Source organism: Klebsiella oxytoca NBRC 105695, assembly GCF_001598695.1.
Taxonomy (GTDB): Bacteria; Pseudomonadota; Gammaproteobacteria; order Enterobacterales; family Enterobacteriaceae; genus Klebsiella; species Klebsiella oxytoca.
Genome location: NZ_BCZK01000009.1, coordinates 48,897 through 73,783, shown reverse-complemented (window position 1 = coordinate 73,783; position 24,887 = coordinate 48,897). Strand labels below are relative to the sequence as shown.

Sequence of the window (24,887 nt, the reverse complement as noted above, 5' to 3'; positions counted from 1 at the left end):
CTTTAGCGGTAATGTGCGCAAGGTCAGTATTTTCTTAACAACTATTCCTGCGGGGCCGGAAAATCGTTAGTGCACAAATAACGCGATCAAAATAATGATTGGGATCGGCACGCCCAGAAAGAAAAGCAATATTGAACGCATAGGTTCCTCCTGAATAATGAGTGTTAGAAATTATAAGTCACGCTGACGGCCGCCATAGGTTGCACACAGGCTGGCAACGAATGCGCCGATTAACAGAGAAATAAATGACCACAGGGTAACGTAGCTCGTGGCTTTTCTGGCAGCATCTGCGGCCTGCTGTGCTTTATTTTTTGCCTCTTTCAAATTGGCCTGCGCTTTATCATAAACAGCCTGAACCCGCTGCTCGGCCTCTTGCTGGCTGATGCCGGTATTCTGCGAAACTAACTGCGCTACATAAGTCAGATCTTCCTGCGGAAGCGCGCCAGTATAAATGCTGTTAGCAAAAATACCCGTAACCTCTGCTAATTGCGCTGGAGATTCGGCCTTTGGCGGTACGGGCTGATTCATTGCCATCGCGTCATTACCTGATGAATTAGCCGGAAATCCGCCGTTATCTGCCGGAGCGGAAGCGGTCGAACGGAACAGCGAGCGGGTAAAATATTCCATCGATGACTTCGACAGCACGGAAGATTCGTCTCCCGCGTTACTCATCGCGGTTGCCGTCGCGCCCCCGGCAACGGAGCCAATCACTTTTGCGCTGCCGCCGATGAGTGAGCTGACAGTGGTGGTCAAAAGCACAGCCGATACCAGCAATGCAACGGCCCAGGTCAGAAAACCATGCGCTGTATCGCGAAAATAGATTTCATTGGTATGAGTATCAACCCATTTGGTACGCAAACGCCCGGCCAGATATCCCCCCATTCCTGACGCCACAATTTGGGTAAACGTCAGCCAGGCAATGGCGACAATACCCATGGTACCTGCTGCCAGACCGTGATTTTCCCACGGAGAAATGGACGTCAGGCCTAAGCCTGCGCCAAGCATAAGCAGCATCAGCGCCAGCGAAGCCGCTGCGGCTGCGCCTGCAAATATTGCTCCCCACGATACCGCGCTCGCGCTATTTACCCCGCCGACAGGCAAAGGTCTGGCTGTTTCCTGATTACTAATATTGGTAGATTCGTAGATATGCGTCATTTACGTTGTCCTTTGAAATAACTTTTTAACCCCGAACTCGTTATGCACAAACGTCCAGGGCAGAAGTTTACCTGCCAGACTTATGGCAATATCGAACTGAGTAATTATCGTCAGCAGCTATCATTCACCGCTGCAATTTCGGGCGATAGACAAAAGCCAATCATCTAAATTAATACGAATGAACAGTGTATGAATTTAATCAACAATTTGATTTTAGTAGAGGATTCCATTTTAACCATTTTTCTCACCAAAAATATTAGCAGGCAAGCGTAACCACCTGTAAATAATGAGAATATTAATGCAGATGCATTATTCGTGGAAATATCCTTGATGGGTACATAGTGCCCAACCTCGCTAGAATAATCTTATTTTTGCTACAGTCATTGACTGAATACTGATGTGTATTAGAAGTGGCGTAGATTTAAAGTTTGCAATATCGAATATTTTATACGTCAGCGTTCAAACAGTATAAATTACCTGACTGCTGCGCTGTTTGCGGGCCAGGGGACCACCGGGGACTATTCGTTTTTCGCTTATTACCTGCGGCATCTTTGCTCCCATGCTAAACCTTGCCCCCTCCCCTAAACTGATCATCCTGCCCTTCACCGATACATTTTTACGCGCTCTGGCATAACTTTGCGGTAAAGCACAGGGATACCGGAAACTCTTTTTTACGCGCCAGGTCAATCGTTGATGACTTCAAAAAAAATACCGTATTTGGTATATTGTTGTTTATTGATTACTCACCTCTGCGGCGCCAAAAAGAACAAGATTCACCGCAACCCAGGACAAGAAAATGTTAGATTACCGCTTCCCGACAGCTTTGCAGATGGTCCTCAGCGTAGCGATGGCGGAGCAATCGGGCGAACGCTCAACGAGTACGATTCTGGCCTACGGTCTGAAAGCCAATCCGAGCTTTATCCGCAAATTGATGGTTCCGCTCACGCGTGACGGTATCATCGTCTCAACGCTTGGCCGCAACGGCTCTATCCATCTTGGTCGCCCGGCGGAAGAGATTACCCTGCGCGATATCTACGTATCCGTCATCGAAGATAAAAAGCTGTGGGCGTCACGTCCCGACATCCCTGCCCGCTGCGTGGTGAGCGCCAACGCGTGCTGGTACTTCAAATCTGTCGCCGATGAAGCAGAGCAGGCTTCGTTAGAGGTTTTAGCTCGCCATACCGTGGCCAGTGCGCTGGAAGAAGTCAAAAAAGCCGACACCAGCGGCTGCGATCCGGTTCCTGAAATCTGTACCCAGCACAACAAATCGCACTAATCCGTTGCTTATGGCAAAAAACCGCCTTCACAGGGAAAGCGGTTTTTCTTCACTGCGGCAGCCTGTCCTACGCAGGCATCACGTCCTTCACCGCTTTACCGCGCGTCACGAATAGACGCAGCGTCACGTAAAACACCGGCGTCAGAAACAGACCAAACAGCGTAACCCCCAGCATACCGGAAAACACCGTGATCCCGGTGACGCCGCGCACTTCCGCGCCTGCGCCGTGGCCGAGTATCAGCGGAATCGTCCCGGCAATAAAGGCGATGGAGGTCATCACGATCGGGCGCAAACGCAGGCGACATGCTTCCAGCGCCGCTTCCATAATCCCTTTTCCCTGGAGCTCCAGCTCGCGGGCAAACTCGACGATCAGAATCGCATTTTTACAGGCCAGCCCCATCAGCACCACCAGCCCCACCTGTACGAATACGTTATTATCGCCGCCGGTCAGCCAGACGCCAAACAGCGCAGAGAGTAAGGTCATCGGTACGATAAGGATCACCGCCAGCGGTAGCGTCCAGCTTTCATACAGCGCCGCCAGCACGAGGAAAGCCAGCAGCACCGCCACAGGGAAGACGATCAGCGCCGTATTGCCTTGAGTCGCCTGCTGGAAGCTCAGATCCGTCCATTCGATATTCATGCCGTTCGGCAGTATCTGCTGCGACATCGCCTCCAGCTGCGCCATCGCCTGCGAGGATGAGAGTATGCGCGGATCGGCATCGCCAATCAGATCCGCCGCCGGATAGCCATTGTAGCGAATCACCGGGTCCGGCCCATAGGTGGTACGGATATTCACCATACTGCCGATCGGTACCATTTCGCCCTGATTATTCCGGGTACGCAAATTGGCAATATCTTCCACGCTTTCGCGGAACGGCCCGTCGGCTTGCGCCATCACCCGCCAGGTACGCCCGAACTGATTGAAATCATTGACGTAAGACGATCCCAGATAGGTTTGTAGCGTACCGAACAGATCGGTCAGCGACACACCCTGGGCTTTGGCCTTATCGCGATCGACCTGCACATCCAGCTGCGGAACGTTAGCCTGGTAGGTTGAGATGGGGAAATGCATCCCCGGCGTCTGCATAATGGTACCGGACATCGCGTTCACCGCGTTTTGCAGCGCGCCATAGCCAAGACCGGCGCGGTCCTGAATATAGAGCGAATAGCCGGACCCCTGGCCCAGTCCTAAAATCGGCGGCGGTAAAATAGAGAAGCCAAAGCCCTGCTGGATTTGCGCAATTTTTGCGTTGATCTCAGCGTTAATTTCCGCCGCCGTATGTTGACGCTGGTCGAACGGCTTCAGGCCAAAAAAGACCGTCCCGGTATTCGGCGTATTAGTGAACTGCAGCGCGTTAAGACCGGGAAACGCCACCGCATAATCCACGCCTTCGGTATTCATTCCGATTTCGCTCATTTTGCGGATCACCGCATCGGTGCGCGCCAGCGAAGAGCCTTCCGGCATTTTCACGCCGCCAATCAAATAGAGCTTATCCTGGGTGGGAATAAACCCGCCAGGGACGGCTTTAAACATGACGCCGGCGGCGCAAAGCAACAGCAGATAGACCACAAAAACCGCCCCGCGGCGCCCGAGCGTTTTCCCCACCAGCCCTTGATAGCCGTTCGAGCTACGGTGGAAAAAGCGGTTAAACGGACGGAAAATCCAGCCGAACAGACGATCGATAAGCCGGGTCGGGAAGTCTTTCGGCGCTCCGTGCGGCTTAAGCAGCAGAGCGGCCAGCGCCGGAGAGAGGGTCAGCGAGTTGATGGCGGAGATCACCGTGGAAATCGCAATCGTCACCGCAAACTGTTTGTAGAACTGACCGGTGACCCCGGAGAGGAACGCCATCGGCACGAACACCGCGCACAGCACCAGCGCAATAGCGATAATCGGCCCGGAAACTTCACGCATCGCCTGATGCGCTGCGGCAAGCGGAGCCAATCCTTCTTCGATATTTCGCTCAACGTTTTCCACCACCACGATGGCGTCATCCACCACGATCCCAATAGCCAGCACCAGGCCGAACAAACTGAGGGTATTTAGCGAAAAGCCTAACAGGTAGAGGATGCTGAACGTCCCCACTACCGAGACCGGCACCGCGATCAGCGGAATAATCGACGCGCGCCAGGTTTGCAGGAACAGGATCACCACCAGCACGACCAGCACCACCGCTTCCAGCAGCGTTTGCACGACCGCGCGAATGGAATCGCGAACGAAAACCGTCGGATCGTAAGGAGCCGCCCATTGCATATCCTGCGGAAAACGCTTCGCCAGCTCGTCCATTTTAGCGCGCACCGCGTTGGACAGATCGATAGCGTTGGCCCCCGGAGACTGGAAGATACCAATCCCAACCGCGTCTTTATTATTCAGCTGGGAGCGCAGCGCATAGCTACCGGAACCCATTTCAATACGCGCCACATCGCGCAGGCGGACCAGCGAGCCGTCCTGCGCCGTTTTCAGGATAATATTGCCAAATTCTTCTTCGGTATGCAGGCGCCCTTGGGCGTTAATGGAGATCAAGAAGTCGCTCTCTTGCGGCAGCGGCTCGGCGCCCAATTGCCCGGCGGAAACCTGGACGTTTTGCTCCTGCATCGCCGTCACCACATCCGAGGCGGTCAACCCGCGCGCCGCTACCTTGTCGGGATCGAGCCAGACGCGCATTGCGTATTCGCCCGAGCCAAAAATCTGAATCTGCCCGACGCCGGGCAGTCGCGCCAGCTCATCCTTCACTTTTAGCGTGGCATAGTTGCGCATATACAGGGAATCGTATTTACCGCCGGGCGAAAACAGATGCACCACCAGCGTCAGAGTCGGCGACTGTTTCTGCGTGGTGATGCCTAAACGCCGCACATCTTCCGGCAGACGAGCCTCGGCCTGCGAGACCCGGTTTTGCACCTGAACCTGCGCCTGATCGGGATCGGTACCCGGGCGGAAGGTAACGGTAGTCACCAGTACGCCGTCAGAGCCGGCGACGGATTTCATGTACATCATGTTTTCAACGCCGTTGATCGCCTCTTCCAGCGGCGTCGCCACTGTCTCAGCAATCACTTTCGGGTTGGCGCCGGGATACTCCGCGCGCACCTGCACGCTGGGCGGTACGACGTCAGGATATTCGCTGATCGGCAGCAGCGGAATGGCGATTAATCCGGTGATAAAAATCAGAATCGACAGTACCGCGGCGAAGATCGGCCTGTCGATAAAAAAGCGGGAAAAGTCCATGGGTCGGATTCTCAGATAGGGGATCAGTTAAGGGCGGCGCGGGTGGTCATGGCGACGGTTTTCGCGTTAACCGGCATCCCCGGCATAAACACTTTTTGTAACCCATCGACGATGACTCTATCGCCCGGGTTCAGGCCTTTCTGCACGATGCGTAAACCGGCGGCCAGGCGTCCCGGCGTAATGTCGCGACGCTGCGCTTTCCCATCTTTATCAACCACATAAACATATTTGCGATCCTGATCGGTCAGCACCGCTTTATCGTCGATTAACGTGGCGTTAAATTCGGCGCTGCCCGGCAGACGGACGCGGGCAAACAGTCCAGGCGTGAACTGACGCTGGGCATTATCCAGCAGCGCACGCATACGGATCGTGCCGGTGCTCGGCGTTAACTGATTATCCAGAAAATCCACTTTGCCCTGATGGGGATATCCCTCTTCGCCAACCAGGCCAATTTCTACCGGTAGCGCCAGATGATTACTGGACGCGCCCTGCCCGCTGCGGGCGAGATGTTGATAGTGAAGGTAGGTGGACTCATCCACGTCAAAGTAGACGTAAACCGTCTTCTGCGATACCAGCGTGGTAAGTACGCTGCCGCTGTCGCCGGCGGTGACCAGGTTCCCGCTGGTGATCAACGCGCGGCTGGCGCGGCCATCGATAGGCGCGGTCACTTTAGTAAAGTCCAGATTAAGCTGCGCGGCGTCAACCGCCGCCTGCGCCGCGCGAATATCAGCCTGCGCCTGGGTGGCCGCCGCACGGCGCTGCTCCCACTCTTCGCGGGAGACCAGGTTGGTATTGATTAATTTATCGGTGCGGTTAGCCTCGCTTCGCGCCAGGCTAGCCTGCGTTTTGGCTCTCGCCAGCGTCGCCTGCGCTTGCTCCAGCGCGGCGCGATAGGTACGGTCATCAATGGTGAACAGCACCTCCCCCTTTTTCACTTCCTGGCCATCGACGTAGTTCACTTTATCAATGTAGCCGGAAACGCGGGGGCGAAGCTGGACGCTTTCCACCGCTTCAATCCGCCCATTAAAGCTGTCCCACTGGCTAATGGATTTCACAACCACGTCAGCGGCGCTCACCACAGGCGCTTGCGGCGCGGCGTTTCGCGCGGCCCCCTCATCACACCCGCCAAGGAGCGTGGAGAGGAGTATCGCGCCCAGCGCAGTCAGATGAACGTTACCCCAGTTTTTTTGCAGGCTCATTATTTTTATTCCGATATGGGTAGCCGCCGGGCAAGACGCAGCGGGAGACGCCGCGCCACTTCCTTTGTCCGGACAGGCTTTAGGCTATTTGTGTCGGTCATCGCCACAAAAATGTAACAGTTGCGAATACACTATTCGCGGCGATTGTAGGAAGGCGCTTAATTTAGTGCAAGAATAATTGTTGCACTTTATGTGCTATTCCCGACTTTGAGAAATGGTGCAATACTGCCAGGGTTTTAAATGCAACAATAAAACTTGCAATTAGTCTAAAAGCGATCCATTTTTAAATGCAACAAACACAAATACTTTTTCCTAAGCTGCGCGGGGGGGAACCAGATGAACACTGGCGCATTCATTCACGATTTACTCGACTGGATCGACAACAATCTTGATAGCCGCCTGGACATTGAGACCGTCGCCAGGCGCGCCGGTTATTCGAAATGGCACCTGCAGCGGATATTCAAAGAACATACCGGTTATCCTCTCGGCGAGTATATTCGCGCGCAAAAGCTGCAAAAATCGGTCGAGCGCTTAGCCCACAGCGATGAACCGATTTTGAACGTGGCGATCGCCCTCGGCTTTGACTCCCAGCAGTCCTTCAACCGCAGCTTCAAGCGTCAGTTCGGCCAGGCGCCCGGCGCATGGCGACGCAGCATCGGCAGCGCGGAGACGCAGCGATGATGCCTATGAAGAAACGGGCGGCTGGGGCTGCCGGATGTCAATCCCGGCTTTATCTCGGTGCGGCCTGCAAAGCGAGGGCCTGTGCGTATTCACTTAGCATAGGTACCGGAAGGGATTGAACTAGCGGCGGGGTTTACTGCCAGCGTTGCCATGATACCTTAGAAAATTTTAAATTTGTTAAAGCACCATTTTCATATCAAAACAGAGTAGGTCTGTCCCCGTGACAGAGGATGTATACGCTTTTTCGCCGATTAAAACAAAACCCCGGCTGGCATAAAAAAAACGAGCATTTGGCGTAGATGATAACTCCAGAAATTTCATTCCTGACTTCCTCGCCTCATCCAGGAGTGCAGAGAGGAATCTGGTCCCGATGCCTTTCCCCTGGAGCTCGGGGAGAACGTAGAAGGCTTTCAGAGTGTTGGTGGCCACGTCAAGGAGTGCGGTAGCGATGATCTTTCCTTCATCATCTTGCCCGATGAAAAAAAATTCTTTGGTCATTAATTCGCGAAATCCATCCGGCATCGAATCTGACGTCCAGGCGCTGATAACCTCATCACTATAACTGCCCTTACATCCAAACCGAATGGCTTGATTCCTTAGCGCCCAGCACTCCTCTGCGTTTCCAGTGTTTGCAACTTTGATATTCATAAGACCTGAACCATGCAACTTTTATTATCACAATATATTTACATTATGTGTTAGACAACCGCTTTGCAATCACTGAATACCTGCTGCATTAGCCACCCTAACGATCTGAATGACATCAACAGGTACCGAACTAAAAAAGGTATTGGGCAGCGAGGTTTTTCACAGGCATAGCAGCAGAATTCACAAACTGCACACCTGTAACCCCGGTAGGGCGCCAGCCGCCACCGGGGGAAGACAGGCCGCTAGTAGCGCACGCAGACCGACTTCGTTTCGCACCAGTCGTCCAGCCAGTCGGGACCGAAATCACGGCCGGTGCCCGACTGCTTCATGCCGCCGAACGGCAGGTTAGCGTCGATCAGGGTATGGCTGTTAACCCACACCGTTCCCGCCTGCAGGCGATCGGTATAGCTCAGCGCCTGGCTCAGGTCGCGGGTCCAGACGCTGGCGGTCAGGCCAAAATCGCTGTCGTTGGCCAGGCGCAGCGCCTCTTCGCCGTCGGCCACGCGCACCAGGTTTACCACCGGGCCGAAAACCTCTTCCCGGCTGAGGCGCAGCCCGGCGTCGGGATTAATCACCAGCGTGGGGGGAATATAGTATCCCTGCGCATCTGGCCCTATATTACCGCTAATCAGTTCTGCCTTCTGCTGACGGGCTTCATCAAGATAGGCCGCCACTTTGGCGCAATGCGCCTGCGACACTACCGGGTTAATCTGGCTGCTCTCCAGCATGCCTGGCCCCACCTGTAGCGACTTCACTGCCTGCTCGAAGCCGCTCACCAGCGTATCGAACAGCGGCGCTTCGATATAAATTCGCGAACTGGCGGCACATACCTGCCCCTGATTGAGAAAGCTACCGGTCATGAGTCCCTCAATAACCCATTGCGGATCGGCATCTTTCAGCACGACAGCCGGGTTCTTACCGCCCAGCTCCAGCGTGACCCGGGTCAGACGGTCGGCGGCGACGCGGGCAATTTGTTTGCCTGTCGCCGTTGATCCCGTAAAGCTGACTTTAGCGACGTGTGGGTGAGAGGTCAGCGCCGCACCGCACCCGGTCCCGCTACCGGTCACCACGTTAAAGACGCCGTCCGGCACGCCGGCTTCGGTTGCCAGCTCCGCCACCCGCAGCAGGGTCAGTGGCGTGGTTTCCGACGGCTTAATGACGATAGAACAGCCTGCAGCCAGCGCGGGCATCACTTTCCACATGCCGATCATCAGCGGGAAGTTCCACGGTACGATCCCGGCGACAACCCCCACCGGTTCTTTTTTGGTCCACGCCTGATAGCGCGCACCCGGCGGGAAGGGAATCGACACGTCCAGGGTCCGTCCGCTGATTTTAGTGGTCAGCCCGGCGGTATAGCGCATCCAGTTCAGGGTACAGCCCACTTCGAAGGCACGGGAAATGTTTATCGATTTCCCCTGTTCAAGCGTCTCCAGCTGCGCCAGCTCTTCGCCATGCTGCTCAACCAGATCGGCGAAGCGCAGCAGAATACGTTCGCGATCGGCGGGCGTTCGCCCTGCCCAGCTGCGGGAAACGAAGGCGCGCCAGGCAGACATCACTGCCCGATCGACATCGGCGGCACTGGCGTCCGCGGTGCTGGCGATAGCCTGGCCGGTTGCCGGGTTCCAGACGGTTAAGCGCTTTTCACTCTCTGCCGCCTGTTGTGCGCCGTCGAGATATAAACCATGCTGCCTGTCTAAAAACTGCTGTACGCTGGCGAGTAGCGCGACCTCTGATGTGGACATACCCCTTCCTTATTGTTCGCGGATAGTGGTTTCAGTCTATGCCGGGGGCGCGATTCACGCTTTTTTCTCTGTGACATTCGCTTTTGCCGCTGTGACAGGCGCCGCAATTAAGGGGATTCCGCGGACAGAAAATGTGCAGCAGGTAATAGTTCTTTCATATACTCCGCCTTTTACCCTTGTCTCCGGCATCATAAATGCAACAATGCATAAACATTACCATTACAAGGGATGCGCGATGAGTACGGCAAATCGTGGACAGGATTACCAGCATTGGTTAGCCAAAATCAATCAGGTGTGCGGCCAGTTCGCCGCTCGCCCGCTGGATGATAATTTTCACGGTGAGATAGACGCCAGCTATGCGGGCGACCTGAAAGTCAGCACGGTAACCGCTCGCGGCATCAACCTCTACCGTACCCGGCAGGAGATCCAGCGCGATAACGACGCCTGGTTTTATACCGTCTTCCAGCTCTCAGGTCAGGCGACAATCGAGCAGGACGGTCGCCAGGCGATGCTGGAGAGCGGCGATATCACCCTGATTGATGCTTCTCGCCCCTGTTCAATAATCTGGCAGCAAACCTCGCGTCAGGCTTCGCTGCTGCTGCCAAGGTCGCTGCTGGAACAGCAACTGCGCGGCAGTGAAATCAGCATTGCCACCCGGCTGGCAAAAACCCTGCCGATGGTCCAGCTCAGTCAGCGACTGCTGCATGAGAGCATGAACAGCCCCGAGCTATCGGCCAGCGAAAGCAAAGCGGCGCTGGAGGCGATTGTTTGCCTGCTGCGCCCCATGCTGCACCATCAGGAGGCCCAGCCCACCCGGCGCGATAAACAGTTTCAGAAAATCATGGCGTTAATCGATGAGTCGATTCAGGCGGAACATCTGCGCCCGGAGTGGCTGGCCAGCGAAACCGGTATGTCGGTGCGCAGTCTTTACCGCCTGTTTGCGGAAAAGGGGCTGGTGGTGGCGCAATATATCAAGAATCGTCGGCTCGATCTCTGCGCCCGCGCGCTGGAAAGCGCCCATGATGATGAAAAGCTGGCGGGGATCGGCTACAGCTGGGGTTTCAGCGATCATAGCCATTTCTCCACCGCCTTTAAGCAGCGCTTCGGCGTCTCGCCGGGGGAGTATCGCAAGCGCTGCCGATAGCTATTTTTTCAGCCATTTGCCGTTAAGGCCCTGCACATACTCGCCAGGCTGCGCCCTGGCGACGAGCTTCTGCCCGGCCATTTTCGCCACCTGATCCACCGGCAGGTTGTTGTCGTCCGCCAGTTGCTGATAGCTGTCGCTGCGGGCGGCGTTGATCTGTTTAACCAGCGCCAGGGTTTCTTTATCCTGGCGCAGCGGTTGAAGATAGCCGTTCAGCGTTTCGCCGACTCGCCCCTGCTGCCGCGCTTCGCTTAGGGTTAACGCCAGCGCCTGAGTGCTCAACAACGCCAGCGCCAGCGTCGCGATTAACCATCGTTTTCTCATCATCGCCTCAGAACAGATCGCTACGGGTTTTCAGCAGATTCTCAACGTCTTTATCCACTTTGATATGAATCTCATGTTCAATTTTGACGTTCATATTGATGGTGATCGGCTCTTTCGACGCCGCAATTTCAATACGCGGCGTACAGCCCGCCAGCAGCATGGTTGCCAGAAAAGCGGTGAATAGTTTGATCATTATTGTTGTTCCTTACAGGTATGACTGTCCTGGCAGCGCTGGGCGGGCAGTCTGGCGTTCTGCTCCAGCCACGCCTGCAGATTGTCGCCGAAACGCAAGCTGCGCCACAGGTCAAAAATATTCTCTTCATGGGAGTAGTTTAAGTGCACCGTGTTGCTTTTGCCCTCTACCCGACTGGTGCCGCTGATGGTCGCCTTCAGCGTCAGTACGCCGAGGTTATCGAGATTGATCCGCGTCCACGAGGTGGCCACTTCCATATAGCGCAGCCAGTTAATGGCCGCCCCGGCGGAGACGTTGTCGGCCACCAGCGCGTCAGCGGTGTCTTTATCCAGGCGCATCGTCATCGGCCCCGGATTGCTGAACCAGCCGTCCTTAATGATCCATTTATCGTTATCCAGCCACAGCGGCAGCGCGCCGTTGAACGGGCCGGAAACGGCGAACTGCTTCACTTTAATGGCGCTAATTAATTCGCTGCTGGAGATGTTCTGCAGGCGCAGCAGCGCCGGATCGTGCTGCGGCATCCGCAGCTGTTGCATGGTCAGCTTGCCGCCGAGAATATCGACGCTGACGTTGCTCAACTGTAAAGGAGCGTCTTCGCTCCAGGGCCAGGCTCCCTGAAGATCTGCCGTCAGATTGCGCGCCGTAAACTGGTTGACGACTTCGCCAATGCGCAGCGAAACCGGATGGCGGGTGCCAAGCTGCCAGGTGCCTTCGCTAAAGCGGAACGGCAGCACGAAATCGACGCCGTTGATCTGGTTATCCGGCATCCAGGCGCTGCCGCCTTTGAGCACCCCGTGCCCCCCCGCCTCAAAGCCCTGATCGGCGGCGGCAGAGAACGCGACCTGGGCGTACAGTGAACCTTCGCGCAGGTTCATCTTCCATTCCGGCGGCACCAGCGGCTGGAAAACGGTTAATGACTGTTTCGGCCACCACGCCTGCCCGCGCAGGCGCTCGCCGTCCCAGCGTCCGGTGACGCGGACGGGGCCAATTTTTTGCGCATGCAGGGAACCATTGAACTGGAACCAGGTTGGATCGCGACCCTCAACGTTAAATTTCAGCGTTGACGGCGGCAGTTCGCTGCCGCCGCTGAAGGTGGTTTTTCCGGCATCCAGCGACAGCGCGCCGGTCAGTCGCGGATGCTGCTCATCGCGCAGCCAGTGAATCGGTTTATCCAGGGTAAGGCGCGGCGTGCTCACCAGCATGGAACCATACTGCAGCTTATCGAAACCGGTCGACAGGCTATTGAGCACGATGGCGCTATCAACCCATTCACCCGCGCCTTTAACGTCCCAGCGTGCCTGCATCGGGGTAAAATGGCCATCGCCCCAGTAGCGCCACTGCCAGCGGCCGCGGTCGGGCATAAAATTGTCGGCCTGGCCGTCGAGATGCAGGGTAAAATCCCCCATCTCCTGCTCATGGGCGCGGAGAATGGCCTGCAGGCGGCCATCCACGCCCTGCTGCGTCACGGTGACGCCCGCCAGCGGCCAGCGAATTTCATCGATGTTCAGTGAGTCGATGACCCGCCCGCGCGAACGCAGCAGCGCCCCGGGGTGGAAGTTGAGTACCGGCGCGATAAGCGGACCGCTCAGCTGTGCGGGCAGTCTGGCGTAAAAAATCAGATCGCCAAGTTTGGCCTCGCCGGTCAGCTGTAGCGGCATGTCGCTGCTGTCCATACTCAGCTTACCGGGGCCAATATTGAGCACGGCATTACCCTTACCGGCCTGACCCTGGGTAAGCACGTTCAACCGCCCGCTGACCTGCATCTGTTCGGTGCCCTGTTGCCAGTTACCCACCGAAAGCGCAACGCGACCGCTTAACGCATTGCCCGCATACTCGGTGTGCCAGCGGCCATCGCTGATAGCGATACGATCCGGGGTGATTTCCCACGGCAGATCGAGAATCGGCTCCACTTCACCACGCGGCGTGACCAACAGCTGCCCGCGATTCTCATGCCACTCCAGTTCGGCGTCGACAAGGCCGGGTGTCTGAGGAAATTCAAAAGTGCTAAACAGATGACCATCAACCGGCAAACCGTCCGGCACCAGCGGCATCTGAAACTCGCCCACCAGCTTCACTGGCGCCTGGCCTTCTACCAGACGCGCGGAAAAGTCGCTGACCGTCAGCGCCTGGCCGCGCAGGCGCGCCTGGAGAGAGACCTCTTCTCCGGCATAACCGATATCCTGCTGCTGCGGGGTCAACGACATCACCAGACGCCCTTGCCATTTCTCCCACGGCGACAGACGCAGATTTTCAATCGTCAGCCAGCTGTATGGCAGCATTGATTGCCACTCGGCAAGGGTTTTCGGCGCCCCCGGCGCGGCTTCGCTGTGCGGTAATTTATTCAGGCAGGCGCTGTTAATATCCAGCTCAGTGATATGTAAACGCCAGCGGCTGGGGCGGGAGAGCTCGGCGTTAGCGACACGCGCGATTTCGCAGTCGCCTACCAGGTAGCGTAAATCCGGAATACGCAGGGAAGAGCGCGTCAGGCGCGGGCTCTCGCTGAGAGAGATTCGGGTGCCCGCAGGTAGCCAGATGCCAGCCAGCGTGGGCACCCAGTGGGTGAGCGTCAACAGCAAAGCCAGCGGTAGCAGCACGAGTGCTAATAATAGCGCGATGGCGGCTTTATATTTACCCTTCATGGGCAGCTAATATCCTGATTCGAAATAAGTAAAAGCCGAGAGGCCGTCATTGTGGCACGTTCGACCTGCGAGTTAAAGTTCCCATCCCGTTTAAGCGTAGTCGCCGCCCTGTGATTCACCAGCAGGCCATTTAGCCGGGGTTTAGTTTTCTCCTGCGACACTAGTCACCCACCGGGAACGTAAACGGATGCTGCTGTGGACTTAATTATCTCGCTGATGGCGTACGCTCAGGGCCACTATTCATTGGTATTACTGATGGTTTTCCTGCTGACGTTCACCAAATCCTGCGCCGTTATCTCGCTGCTGATCCCGGGAACTTCCGGTCTGCTGCTGTTCGGCACTCTGGCTTCGGCCAGCGCCGGGCATTTCTTGTTAATGTGGATGAGCGCCAGTTTCGGCGCAATCGGCGGATTCTGGCTGTCATGGCTAACCGGCCGTCATTACCAGCATCATCTGTATCGTATTCGCTGGCTTAACGCCGAGCGTCTCGCGCGCGGCCAGCTGTTCCTGCGCCGCCACGGCGCATGGGCGGTTTTTTTTGGCCGCTTTCTTTCCCCCCTGCGCGCCACCGTGCCGCTGGTAACCGGCGCCAGCGGGACGTCCTTCCGCCGTTTCCAGCTGGCCAACGTCAGTTCCGGCTTGCTGTGGCCGTTAATCCTGCTGGCACCAGGCGCTTTAAGCCTCAATTTTTGGTGAAACGTATTGTCTTTTAAAGAGATTTCTTAACTCAGCGATATGCTCTAGAATTATTACTATAGCCTGGTAATTAAACTATTTTTTAATAATTGTAAGATTATTTTAATTATGCTACCGTGACGGTATTATCACTGGAGAAAAGTCTTATGAAAATCGCTGTGTACAGTACGAAACAGTACGACAAGAAGTATCTGCAGCATGTCAATGATGCATACGGCTTTGAACTGGAATTTTTTGACTTCCTGCTCACCGAAAAGACCGCCAAAACCGCCAACGGCTGTGAAGCGGTATGCATTTTCGTTAACGATGACGGTAGCCGCCCGGTACTTGAAGAACTGAAAGCCCACGGCGTGAAGTACATCGCGCTGCGCTGCGCCGGGTTCAACAACGTTGACCTCGACGCCGCGAAAGAGCTGGGCCTGCGGGTAGTACGCGTCCCGGCCTACTCGCCGGAAGCGGTCGCTGAGCACGCAATCGGCATGATGATGTCGCTGAACCGCCGCATTCATCGCGCCTATCAGCGCACTCGCGATGCTAACTTCTCCCTTGAGGGGCTGACCGGCTTCACTATGCACGGTAAAACCGCCGGCGTTATCGGCACCGGTAAGATTGGCGTTGCCGCGCTGCGCATCCTTAAAGGTTTCGGTATGCGCCTGCTGGCGTTTGATCCCTATCCAAGCGCCGCCGCGCTGGATATGGGCGTGGAGTATGTCGATCTGGAAACGCTATACCGGGAGTCCGATGTTATCTCCCTGCACTGCCCGCTGACCGATGAGAACTATCATTTGCTGAACCATGCCGCGTTCGATCGGATGAAAGATGGGGTGATGATCATCAACACCAGTCGCGGCGCGCTTATCGATTCGCAGGCAGCGATCGATGCCCTGAAGCACCAGAAAATTGGCGCGCTGGGGATGGACGTGTATGAGAACGAACGCGATCTGTTCTTTGAAGATAAGTCTAACGACGTTATTCAGGACGATGTCTTCCGCCGTCTTTCCGCCTGCCACAACGTTCTGTTTACCGGTCACCAGGCGTTTTTGACCGCAGAGGCGTTGATCAGTATCTCGCAGACCACCCTCGACAACCTGCGTCAGGTGGATGCTGGCGAAACCTGCCCTAACGCACTGGTCTGATTTTCCTTGCCCTTTTGTGCTCCCCTTCCGCGGGGGGCACATTCAGATAATCCCCACAGAAATCCCCTGCGATAAAGTTACAATCCCCTTCATTTATTGATGTGATAAATATTTATGGAGATTAAATGAACAAGATTGCTGCGCTGCTGGCGGCGGGAATGTTGCTATCGGGCTGCGTTTATAACAGCAAAGTGTCGACCAGAGCGGAACAGCTTCAGCACCACCGTTTTGTGCTGACCAGCGTCAACGGTCAACCGCTGAAAGCCGCCGATAAGCCGCTGGAGCTGAGCTTTGGCGAAAAGATGCCAATAACAGGCAATATGTACGTTTCAGGCAATATGTGCAACCGCTTTAGCGGCACGGGTAAAGTCTCTGACGGCGAGCTGAAGGTTGAAGAGCTGGCGATGACCCGCATGCTCTGCACGGACTCGCAGCTGAGCGCGCTGGACGCCACGCTGAGCAAAATGCTGCGCGACGGTGCGCAGGTCGACCTGACGGAAACGCAGCTGACGCTGGCAACCGCCGACCAGACGCTGGTGTATAAGCTCGCCGACCTGATGAATTAATAGTTACCGCAGCTTCCGCCTGCCAGCGCCTGCTCGCTGCATCGCTTGCCGTTCGGTAAGGCGCACATGCCGATAGCGGAGCCATCAAGCTGGCGGGCTACGGATAACGAGCCGCCGACCATGGCGCAGTTCGCCTGCCCGCTGCTGCTCATCGCGGCACGCATCCCTGGCGACACGTGCGCCGCCGTTGCCTGCTGAACAGGTTCATCATTGCTACTACACGCCGACAGTAACAGCGCAGCACATCCCACTAAAAACGCAGCTCGCATCTTCTCTCCCCTCAGATACATCTTAAAATGAACAAGCTCAAGAATAATAGGCAGCTCAGCGCGCCGCGTCGAGAGGCGAAGTACGTATTTATGCGTTGTGTTAACATTTTTTAGCAATTTTTTCGCGATAGCAGTTTGTCTGCATGAACGCATTAATCTCTCAGTGTGGGTGTGACACATCGTCATGATACGATTGGGTCGTTGCACGTAAAGATATCATTCTTTATTCTGCAAACATATCTTCTACAGCGGAGCTGTTTTCTCTTCCTGTCATTCAATAAAAATGCCCGGCTAAGGGCTATGCCGATTTAGCCGGGCGTAGGGTCATTAATTTGGCACAACTCCAGAATAGAATGTTCCAGCCAGATATTGCGTATTGGTTACCGCATAGGCTTGTGTCATCACGCTTGAATCGACATCATCAAACGGATGACGGAAATAGGCATCGTGCTCTGATTTTGCTTTATCAAAAAACATCACACGCCCGGAAAAATAAAGAACACCATCATCAAGATTGCGAAAAACCATCTGAAAGACCGGCGTAATATTGACGCGATCGGCACTTTCATTAGAGGGGTCCCAAAGGTTAATGAAGTTCCCTGCCACACGGACATATTTCCCTTCAACAACCTCACCATTTTTTGCTCTGTAGATAGCCTGCAAAGTTGCCCACGGCAGTGCTATGAATTGCATATTTTCATCCTTAATAAAATTTAGTAATCTGGTTTTCTTGATAGATTAATCATCGACAGATTAACCTTGGGTTATATCATAACGTTGCGATACATTATCGGCTCATCTGCTATTAAAAAAATGAAATTAGCATGGCATACCCTCCATTTGCTGTAGTATAAACTTTGTGCTTTAAGGTAATTCCTGTAAAAGGGGATATTCTGCTTTGGATTAGCAGATTTTTTATTGCCGGTCAACTCATTACTCGAACCCTGAGCCAACCATAGATAAAGGATTCATTAGCATCGTTTCTTTCAGCCAACTCCAGATAATATTGCCCTTGACTACAGTTTAATGCTCGTAATAGTACCGTCTCACCTTCACTGCCTCTGCGAATAAGGTACTGGCTTAAGGCGTTAATCGTTCTGGGGCCGATAGCACCATCGACCACGAGGTCCGGATACAGCACTCCGCGATGATTAAAGGCATTTAGCCATCGCTGAAGCCACTTACCCGGCAGAATAGTGCCAATATTGACCCCGGCATCACACAGTTTTTCAGCAAGCGGGGTAGATATCTCAGCAACATGGTCGAAACGGGGCGCAATCCAGTAGTCCGCGGTGAGAATATCCAGCGCCTGCTGGCGCGTCAGTTTTTGCATAGGTCCATCATAACCATGCGCGCGGGCAGTGGCCTGAGTAATCCCCCAATTTGTTGGGCCACCTCGATCGTCCGGATGATTTACATAGCCGCCCTCCTTATCCAAAATGGCGTTAAAAATCTCATCTTTATTCATACATCCCTCATTTATCGATTAAATGCGCGATATTCCCCCTGACGAGGAATACGGTAATAAGTATAAAAAAATTGACGCTGACGACTAACCAATGGGTCGATTCATACAGGCCAAAAAGATAGCGAAACGGTATGCTGGCATAGGTAAGTACCAGTAAATATGCCGTGTATGATATCCATGGCCGATGTCTTCGGTAGCACGCGCGGCGATAAAACATCAAGTTCAGAGTGATCAAAGCGCAGACAATTGCGTTAATCAGCGCCGGCAGTTCATTTTCCATTTGGCCGTTCACTATTGTTGCGAGTGAGTATTTTGTACAATTCGGTGAGATCTTGATTATTCAGAAATGTGAGTATCTTAATAATCAGCGCGGATAGCAGTACGGCGCCTAACGCGTCTAAAGACCGTTCACTGTATCCGGTCCAGATTGCCAGCTTCGTACCAATTAACCCGGCGCCCAATACGCCGACAATAAAGGAAGTCATAAAATAGGCAGCCAGTCTGAAACGTGAAATATTTACTGCGGTCGCCACATAAAACACGGCGCCAGCAAATGCGCCGAACACAACGCCATAATCAATACCTGCGATCAGGCCAAATAGACTCGCTGCCATTAATCCTCCAGTAACAATTGCCGACGTACCGGAAACAGGATCGGACATTCACCCTCCCTTCTTTCACTGACATTCCTGATGGTCATAACAAATGGCGAAGGAAAGCAGCATCATGCTAATGCTTTTACTTTGCCGTAATCTTTTTTCTTTTTTGCAAACCCAGCGCATAGATGGCCCTGTGACAGAGCCAGGTCCCAGGTTGCGCATAGTGGTGTGAAAATTCTTGCTGATAAACAATGGTGGCACGCGCAATTTGCCGTTTATATTCCTCAAGCTGCCAAAAAATATCCTGGGCAACAAAGTTAATGGGCAATGCGTCCTCGATACGCGCTGGCGTATGGTGCTTTCCCTTAGCCTGAATCTGAGCGCGAGAAGGCGTAGGCCGGTGGAGGCGTTCTGAACTGAGGGCTTGTGGATTTTGTAAGTGAGAGCGCTGCGCACGGCGACGACCGGCAGCGGAACCATGAAACGCGGTTTTACGGGACATTGCGGTCTCCTGAATGAGCTTTGACGGTGCGTCAGCGATGAATCCTCTCCCGCTGGCTTCACCCCAAAGCGCATTGCGTTATGGTGCTGGCTTTTCAGCCACGTAGATTCATTTTCGAATCGTTGTATTTCACCGACGATAGCGCGGTGTGTTTCAAGTCGATGAAGAAAGAATACCTCAGGGTTAATTAAAAATAAATACCTATGGGTATATTTTGTGGTGCAATTAGAATAACACTCTGAAAATATTCAAAATTTAGTTACAAGGCAGGGTTTTTCCGGGAGGGAAACGATGCAGGCGGGCGATGCGCCAGATTGCCAGCATAAAAGGGCTTCTGGACATGATTTCTCGCATCCAGCGCAGGTAAACCCGGTGCTTAAACAACTTGCCGGGAAATTTTACCTGCTGGACTTGATACTTAAGGCTGGAACGGGAGGAGGGTTTGAACGCTAGTAAAGCGTTAAACAAACCGTTTCACGCTATGGCTGTAGATCACGCGGCCAATAATTTTCAGATACTGTTCATGGCTTTCGCCGATCGTCCAGTCGGCATATTTGCGGTTATCTGAATGCACAAGCAGGCCATCCGCCGTGAATTGAAGACGCTTCACCAACACCGCCCCTTTGAACGAAAAGACATAGATACCGTCACCTTCAAAGTAATCTTTCGAGACATCAACAAAGATGTAATCACCGGTCTCGATGGTGCCGGACATGCTATCGCCGGAAACCGTAATCACCTTGATATGCTCTGCGGGCCGGTTACCAAAAAGCCTCAGCGCGCCGGCAGTGTCATAGGTGATACTGTTGACCGTTTCATCAACCTCGCTTGAGACAATACATCCTGGTCCCGCGCTGGCCTGCGCGTCCAGAACCTCAATGACGTACTGCATCTGAGGTGTGTCTTCCACCGGTTCTCGTTCGATATCAATACTTCCGCTAATGCCGTCCATCCAGCCGCGGGGCAAATTGAAAGAAGATTCAATAAGATCGACCATCTCGTCAGCTATCCTTTTCTTTTGTTTCTTGCCTTCCGGGTAGAGCATCCTGGAAACGTAAGAAGGCTCCCGCCCAAGGGTTCGGGCTACATCAACAGCTTTACCGCCGCATAAATTATCACGGATATAGAGCAAGCGCTGACGTCTGATTTCGTATTTATCCATCGTAATCTGTCTAACACCAGTTACCAGCAGGTATCTAAAATATAGCAAAGCGCCATTAAATTACCTATAGGTAATGTACGCGAAATTTTCGTTCTCAACGCTTTGCTCACCTCCACTGGCAACACTGCTACTTATGGAAAAATGGAGCCTGTGATTTTGGTGTAGGCTGTCGTTTATAAGCAAACAACGCTGTAATAAGTTGAATTAATTTATCTAAATTATGGATTTTATCGCTACCGGAGATCAAAAAAGCCTGTTGCTCAGGGGTCTATACTTAAACACGGTATCGCAAACCCTACGCCCTGCGCGAACTGAAGCGGGTCGCGTTTTGAGCGCGCTCAGGCTGATCAGAGATGCATTTTTAGCCAGCGACAGGATCGCGCCGATAGCGGTTTTAAAGCAGAGATAAGCGAGTGCCCAGGTTGCATCACTGGGCATAAAAAGTTTTTTTCAAATATTTAGCAATGTGAGTATTGATATGATCACTATTGACGGTAATGGCGCGGTTGCTTCAGTCGCGTTTCGCACCAGTGAAGTTATCGCCATCTACCCGATCACGCCCAGCTCCACAATGGCGGAGCAGGCGGATGCCTGGGCTGGCAACGGGCTGAAAAACGTCTGGGGCGATGTCCCCCGCGTCGTCGAGATGCAGTCGGAGGCCGGGGCGATCGGCGCCGTACACGGTGCGCTGCAGACCGGTGCGCTCTCAACCTCTTTTACTTCATCGCAGGGTTTACTGCTGATGATCCCGACGCTGTACAAACTGGCGGGCCAGCTGATGCCGTTTGTGCTGCACGTCGCCGCCCGTACCGTGGCCACCCACGCGCTCTCTATCTTCGGCGATCACTCCGACGTGATGGCCGTACGTCAGACAGGCTGCGCGATGCTCTGCGCCAGCAGCGTTCAGGAAGCTCAGGATTTTGCGCTGATTTCACATATCGCCACGCTGCAAAGTCGCGTGCCATTCATTCATTTCTTTGATGGCTTCCGTACCTCGCACGAAATCAACAAAATCGCTCCACTGGCAGACGATACCATTCGTAGCCTGCTGCCGCAGGAAAGAATTGATGAACATCGCCAGCGCGCCCTGAACCCGGAACATCCGGTTATCCGCGGCACCTCAGCTAATCCGGATACGTATTTCCAGTCACGTGAAGCGACGAATCCGTGGTACAACGCGGTCTATGAGTGTGTCGAAACGGCAATGGATGATTTTGCCGCCGCCACCGGACGTCAGTACAAACCCTTTGAGTTTTACGGTCATCCGCAGGCTGAGCGCGTAATCGTCATTATGGGCTCCGCCATCGGTACCTGTGAAGAAGTGGTCGATGAGCTGCTGAGCCGCGGTGAAAAAGTCGGCGTGCTAAAAGTTCGTCTTTACCGCCCCTTCTCTGCCGCGCACCTGCTTGAAGCCTTACCGCCGAGCACCCAAGCCGTGGCGGTGCTGGACCGCACCAAAGAACCGGGGTCCCAGGCCGAGCCGCTCTATCTCGACGTCATGACCGCCCTGGCCGAAGCCTTTAACCGCGGCGAGCGAGAAACCCTGCCGCGCACCATTGGCGGACGCTATGGCCTCTCTTCAAAAGAGTTCGGTCCGGAGTGTGTCCTGGCCATCTTCAAGGAGCTGAGCGCCGCTAAACCCAAGCCGCGCTTTACCGTCGGCATCTACGATGACGTCACTAATCTTTCCCTGCCGCTGGTCGAAAATACGCTCCCCTCGGAAGCGAAACTGGAAGCCCTCTTCTACGGGCTCGGCAGCGACGGTAGCGTCTCGGCTACGAAAAACAATATCAAGATTATCGGTAACTCTACGCCGTGGTTCTCGCAGGGCTATTTCGTCTATGACTCGAAAAAGGCCGGCGGGCTGACGGTTTCACATCTGCGCGTCAGCGAGAAGCCGATTCGTTCTTCTTATCTGATTTCGCAGGCCGACTTTGTCGGCTGTCACCAGCTGCAGTTTATCGATAAATATCAGATGGCGGAACGTCTGAAGCCCGGCGGTATTTTCCTGCTTAATACGCCCTACAGCGCCGATGAAGTCTGGTCCCGTTTGCCACAAGAAGTCCAGGCCACCCTCAATCAGAAAAAAGCGCGTTTTTATATCGTCAACGCGGCAAAAATCGCCCGTGAATGCAGCCTGGGGGCGCGTATCAACACCGTTATGCAGATGGCCTTTTTCCACCTGACGCGGATCCTGCCGGGCGATAACGCGCTGGCGGAGCTACAGGGGGCCATTGCCAAAAGCTACAGCAGCAAAGGCCAGGAGCTGGTGGAGCGTAACTGGCAGGCGCTGGCGATGGCCCGCGAGTCGCTCGCGGAAGTGCCGCTACGGCCGGTTGACGGCAACAGCCCGAATCGCCCACCGGTCGTCTCCGACGCCGCGCCGGATTTCGTAAAAACCGTCACCGCCGCGATGCTGGCCGGGCTCGGCGATGCGCTACCGGTATCCGCTCTGCCGCCGGATGGTACCTGGCCAATGGGCACTACCCGCTGGGAAAAACGCAACATCGCCGAAGAGATCCCGATTTGGAAGGAAGAGCTTTGCACCCAGTGTAACCACTGCGTGGCCGCCTGCCCGCACTCGGCAATCCGTGCGAAAGTGGTCTCCCCGGAGGCAATGGAAAATGCGCCGGACAGCCTGCATTCCCTTGATGTCAAATCCCGCGATATGCGCGGTCAGAAATACGTTCTGCAAGTCGCACCTGAAGATTGTACCGGCTGTAATCTCTGCGTCGAAGTTTGTCCGGCAAAAGACAGGCAGAACCCGGAAATCAAGGCCATCAATATGATGTCGCGCCTTGAGCATGTTGAAGAAGAGAAAGTGAATTATGACTACTTCCTCAACCTGCCGGAAATGGACCGCAGCAAGCTGGAACGTATCGATATCCGCACCTCACAGCTGATCAGCCCGCTGTTTGAATACTCCGGCGCCTGCTCCGGCTGCGGCGAAACGCCATATATCAAACTGCTGACTCAGCTCTACGGCGATCGAATGCTGATTGCCAACGCCACCGGCTGTTCATCGATTTACGGCGGCAACCTCCCTTCCACGCCCTACACCACCGATGCCAATGGTCGCGGGCCGGCCTGGGCCAACTCGCTGTTTGAGGATAACGCCGAATTTGGGCTTGGCTTCCGACTTACCGTCGATCAGCATCGGCAGCGCGTCATGCGTCTGTTGGCGCAGTTCGCCGATAAACTTCCGCCCGAGCTTAACGATGCGCTGCACGCAGAAGCAACGCCTGAGGTGCGCCGCGAGCAGATAGCCGAGCTGCGCAAGGTACTGGCAAATGAAGAAGGCGCGAAGGAGCTGTTAACCGATGCCGACGCGCTGGTGGAAAAATCGATCTGGCTGATTGGCGGCGACGGCTGGGCCTATGATATTGGCTTCGGTGGTCTCGACCACGTGCTGAGTCTGACCGAAAACGTTAATATTCTGGTGCTCGATACCCAGTGCTACTCCAATACCGGCGGTCAGGCATCGAAGGCTACGCCGCTGGGAGCCGTCACGAAGTTTGGCGAGCACGGCAAGCGCAAGGCGCGTAAAGATCTCGGCGTGAGCATGATGATGTACGGTCATGTTTATGTGGCGCAGATTTCGCTTGGCGCCCAGCTGAATCAGACGGTAAAAGCCATTCAGGAAGCGGAAGCTTACCCGGGTCCGTCGCTGATTATCGCCTACAGCCCTTGCGAAGAGCACGGTTACGATTTGGCGCTGAGCCACGATCAGATGCGTCAGCTGACCGCCACCGGTTTCTGGCCGCTGTATCGCTTTGACCCGCGTCGTGCCGATGAGGGCAAACTCCCGCTGGCGCTGGACTCCCGTCCGCCGTCAGATGCGCTGGCTGAGACGCTATTGAACGAGCAGCGCTTCCGTCGCCTGAACGCTCAACAGCCGGAAGTCGCGGAACAACTGTGGAAGGATGCAACGGCAGACCTGCAAAAACGCTACGACTTCCTCGCGCAGCTGGCCGGTAAGGCAGAAAAACCGACTACCGAAAGCTAATCTACTGACGTTTTTTTCAGCCCATAAAAAAAGCCCGAATATGAATTCGGGCTTGTCATTTTACCGATCAATAAAACCATTCTCAGGAACGGGCGGCAACATAAAAATTTGGATGACAATAAAAGGCATATAACGGGTGGATAATACGGCATTAATACCGATATGTATAATTTTTATTTTATATGCATTACACGAATTCATTCATTATAATTATCATCATTTCATTCGAATTATTTATTTTAGATTTTACTTATATCGTAAC

Annotated in this window: 22 protein-coding genes; 7 read left to right on the top strand and 15 right to left on the bottom strand. The window is 54.4% G+C overall.

Annotated elements, in window-relative coordinates; translation table 11 throughout:
- Nucleotides 1-171: 171 nt before the first annotated feature.
- Nucleotides 172-1,155 carry a hypothetical protein gene (locus tag KO1_RS16485; protein WP_023320863.1) on the bottom strand — a complete coding sequence of 328 codons (984 nt, stop codon included), beginning with the start codon at nucleotides 1,153-1,155 and terminating at the stop codon, nucleotides 172-174.
- Between the two features lie 796 nt (nucleotides 1,156-1,951).
- Between KO1_RS16485 and oqxR the strand changes: the two genes are divergently transcribed.
- On the top strand, nucleotides 1,952-2,431 hold the full coding sequence (gene oqxR, locus KO1_RS16480) for an efflux pump transcriptional repressor OqxR (RefSeq protein ID WP_024274088.1): 480 nt from the start codon (nucleotides 1,952-1,954) through the stop codon (nucleotides 2,429-2,431).
- Nucleotides 2,432-2,498: 67 nt separating this feature from the next.
- Here oqxR and oqxB read toward each other — a convergent pair whose 3' ends face one another.
- Both oqxB and oqxA read right to left on the bottom strand, forming a co-directional pair.
- Nucleotides 2,499-5,651 (bottom strand): multidrug efflux RND transporter permease subunit OqxB, encoded by a 3,153-nt coding sequence (gene oqxB / locus KO1_RS16475; RefSeq protein ID WP_024274087.1) that lies wholly within the window; start codon nucleotides 5,649-5,651, stop codon nucleotides 2,499-2,501.
- 23 nt (nucleotides 5,652-5,674) lie between these two features.
- Nucleotides 5,675-6,850, bottom strand: a complete 1,176-nt coding sequence (oqxA, locus tag KO1_RS16470) for a multidrug efflux RND transporter periplasmic adaptor subunit OqxA (protein ID WP_064407048.1) — start codon at nucleotides 6,848-6,850, stop codon at nucleotides 5,675-5,677.
- Nucleotides 6,851-7,186: 336 nt separating this feature from the next.
- On the opposite strand from oqxA, the gene KO1_RS16465 reads away from it, so the two are divergent.
- The gene (locus KO1_RS16465; RefSeq protein WP_004112641.1) at nucleotides 7,187-7,531 is read left to right on the top strand and encodes a helix-turn-helix domain-containing protein; all 345 of its coding nucleotides are present in this window, start codon (nucleotides 7,187-7,189) and stop codon (nucleotides 7,529-7,531) included.
- Nucleotides 7,532-7,708: 177 nt separating this feature from the next.
- Here KO1_RS16465 and KO1_RS16460 read toward each other — a convergent pair whose 3' ends face one another.
- Nucleotides 7,709-8,179, bottom strand: a complete 471-nt coding sequence (locus KO1_RS16460; protein ID WP_016807892.1) for a GNAT family N-acetyltransferase — start codon at nucleotides 8,177-8,179, stop codon at nucleotides 7,709-7,711.
- A 242-nt stretch (nucleotides 8,180-8,421) separates the two neighbouring features.
- On the bottom strand, nucleotides 8,422-9,921 hold the full coding sequence (locus KO1_RS16455; protein ID WP_004112639.1) for an aldehyde dehydrogenase family protein: 1,500 nt from the start codon (nucleotides 9,919-9,921) through the stop codon (nucleotides 8,422-8,424).
- A gap of 235 nt (nucleotides 9,922-10,156) precedes the next feature.
- Between KO1_RS16455 and feaR the strand changes: the two genes are divergently transcribed.
- Nucleotides 10,157-11,065 carry a transcriptional regulator FeaR gene (gene feaR, locus KO1_RS16450; protein ID WP_017146000.1) on the top strand — a complete coding sequence of 303 codons (909 nt, stop codon included), beginning with the start codon at nucleotides 10,157-10,159 and terminating at the stop codon, nucleotides 11,063-11,065.
- Here feaR and KO1_RS16445 read toward each other — a convergent pair whose 3' ends face one another.
- The 3 genes from KO1_RS16445 to KO1_RS16435 are packed head-to-tail and all read right to left on the bottom strand — an operon-like array spanning nucleotide 11,066 to nucleotide 14,221.
- The gene (locus tag KO1_RS16445; protein ID WP_004112635.1) at nucleotides 11,066-11,389 is read right to left on the bottom strand and encodes a YdbL family probable chaperone protein; all 324 of its coding nucleotides are present in this window, start codon (nucleotides 11,387-11,389) and stop codon (nucleotides 11,066-11,068) included.
- 7 nt (nucleotides 11,390-11,396) lie between these two features.
- Nucleotides 11,397-11,582, bottom strand: a complete 186-nt coding sequence (locus KO1_RS16440) for a YnbE family lipoprotein (protein WP_004101631.1) — start codon at nucleotides 11,580-11,582, stop codon at nucleotides 11,397-11,399.
- Nucleotides 11,582-14,221: a YdbH family protein gene (locus tag KO1_RS16435; RefSeq protein ID WP_024274082.1), complete on the bottom strand. Its 2,640-nt coding sequence runs from the start codon at nucleotides 14,219-14,221 to the stop codon at nucleotides 11,582-11,584. Before KO1_RS16435 ends, KO1_RS16440 begins: the two co-directional genes overlap by 1 nt.
- A gap of 195 nt (nucleotides 14,222-14,416) precedes the next feature.
- Here KO1_RS16435 and KO1_RS16430 point away from each other — a divergent pair, with 195 nt between their 5' ends.
- The 3 genes from KO1_RS16430 (at nucleotide 14,417) to hslJ (ending at nucleotide 16,619) form a co-directional block, all read left to right on the top strand.
- Nucleotides 14,417-14,917 carry a DedA family protein gene (locus tag KO1_RS16430; protein ID WP_004101627.1) on the top strand — a complete coding sequence of 167 codons (501 nt, stop codon included), beginning with the start codon at nucleotides 14,417-14,419 and terminating at the stop codon, nucleotides 14,915-14,917.
- 146 nt (nucleotides 14,918-15,063) lie between these two features.
- A complete protein-coding gene (locus KO1_RS16425; RefSeq protein WP_004112629.1) occupies nucleotides 15,064-16,053 on the top strand; it encodes a 2-hydroxyacid dehydrogenase in 990 nt (329 codons plus the stop codon).
- A gap of 125 nt (nucleotides 16,054-16,178) precedes the next feature.
- Complete coding sequence (gene hslJ / locus KO1_RS16420) at nucleotides 16,179-16,619, top strand: heat shock protein HslJ (protein WP_004101623.1); 441 nt, start codon at nucleotides 16,179-16,181, stop codon at nucleotides 16,617-16,619.
- On the opposite strand, the gene KO1_RS16415 is transcribed toward hslJ, so the two are convergent.
- The 7 genes from KO1_RS16415 to KO1_RS16385 all read right to left on the bottom strand — a co-directional run bounded on the left by KO1_RS16415 (nucleotide 16,616) and on the right by KO1_RS16385 (nucleotide 20,619).
- Nucleotides 16,616-16,888 carry a putative hemolysin gene (locus KO1_RS16415; protein ID WP_004101621.1) on the bottom strand — a complete coding sequence of 91 codons (273 nt, stop codon included), beginning with the start codon at nucleotides 16,886-16,888 and terminating at the stop codon, nucleotides 16,616-16,618. The genes hslJ and KO1_RS16415 overlap by 4 nt on opposite strands.
- Nucleotides 16,889-17,215: 327 nt before the next feature.
- Nucleotides 17,216-17,581, bottom strand: coding sequence for a hypothetical protein (locus KO1_RS16410; RefSeq protein WP_004101619.1), 366 nt, complete (start codon nucleotides 17,579-17,581; stop codon nucleotides 17,216-17,218).
- A 232-nt stretch (nucleotides 17,582-17,813) separates the two neighbouring features.
- On the bottom strand, nucleotides 17,814-18,356 hold the full coding sequence (locus KO1_RS16405) for a glycoside hydrolase family 108 protein (protein WP_024274081.1): 543 nt from the start codon (nucleotides 18,354-18,356) through the stop codon (nucleotides 17,814-17,816).
- A 7-nt stretch (nucleotides 18,357-18,363) separates the two neighbouring features.
- Nucleotides 18,364-18,636 carry a phage holin family protein gene (locus tag KO1_RS16400; protein WP_004101614.1) on the bottom strand — a complete coding sequence of 91 codons (273 nt, stop codon included), beginning with the start codon at nucleotides 18,634-18,636 and terminating at the stop codon, nucleotides 18,364-18,366.
- Nucleotides 18,626-19,018 carry a phage holin family protein gene (locus tag KO1_RS16395; protein ID WP_004101612.1) on the bottom strand — a complete coding sequence of 131 codons (393 nt, stop codon included), beginning with the start codon at nucleotides 19,016-19,018 and terminating at the stop codon, nucleotides 18,626-18,628. Before KO1_RS16395 ends, KO1_RS16400 begins: the two co-directional genes overlap by 11 nt.
- A gap of 76 nt (nucleotides 19,019-19,094) precedes the next feature.
- The gene (locus KO1_RS16390) at nucleotides 19,095-19,457 is read right to left on the bottom strand and encodes a hypothetical protein (protein WP_004101611.1); all 363 of its coding nucleotides are present in this window, start codon (nucleotides 19,455-19,457) and stop codon (nucleotides 19,095-19,097) included.
- Between the two features lie 460 nt (nucleotides 19,458-19,917).
- Complete coding sequence (locus tag KO1_RS16385; RefSeq protein ID WP_004112598.1) at nucleotides 19,918-20,619, bottom strand: S24 family peptidase; 702 nt, start codon at nucleotides 20,617-20,619, stop codon at nucleotides 19,918-19,920.
- Between the two features lie 478 nt (nucleotides 20,620-21,097).
- On the opposite strand from KO1_RS16385, the gene nifJ reads away from it, so the two are divergent.
- Nucleotides 21,098-24,625: a pyruvate:ferredoxin (flavodoxin) oxidoreductase gene (nifJ, locus tag KO1_RS16380; RefSeq protein ID WP_004112595.1), complete on the top strand. Its 3,528-nt coding sequence runs from the start codon at nucleotides 21,098-21,100 to the stop codon at nucleotides 24,623-24,625.
- Nucleotides 24,626-24,887 lie beyond the last annotated feature (262 nt).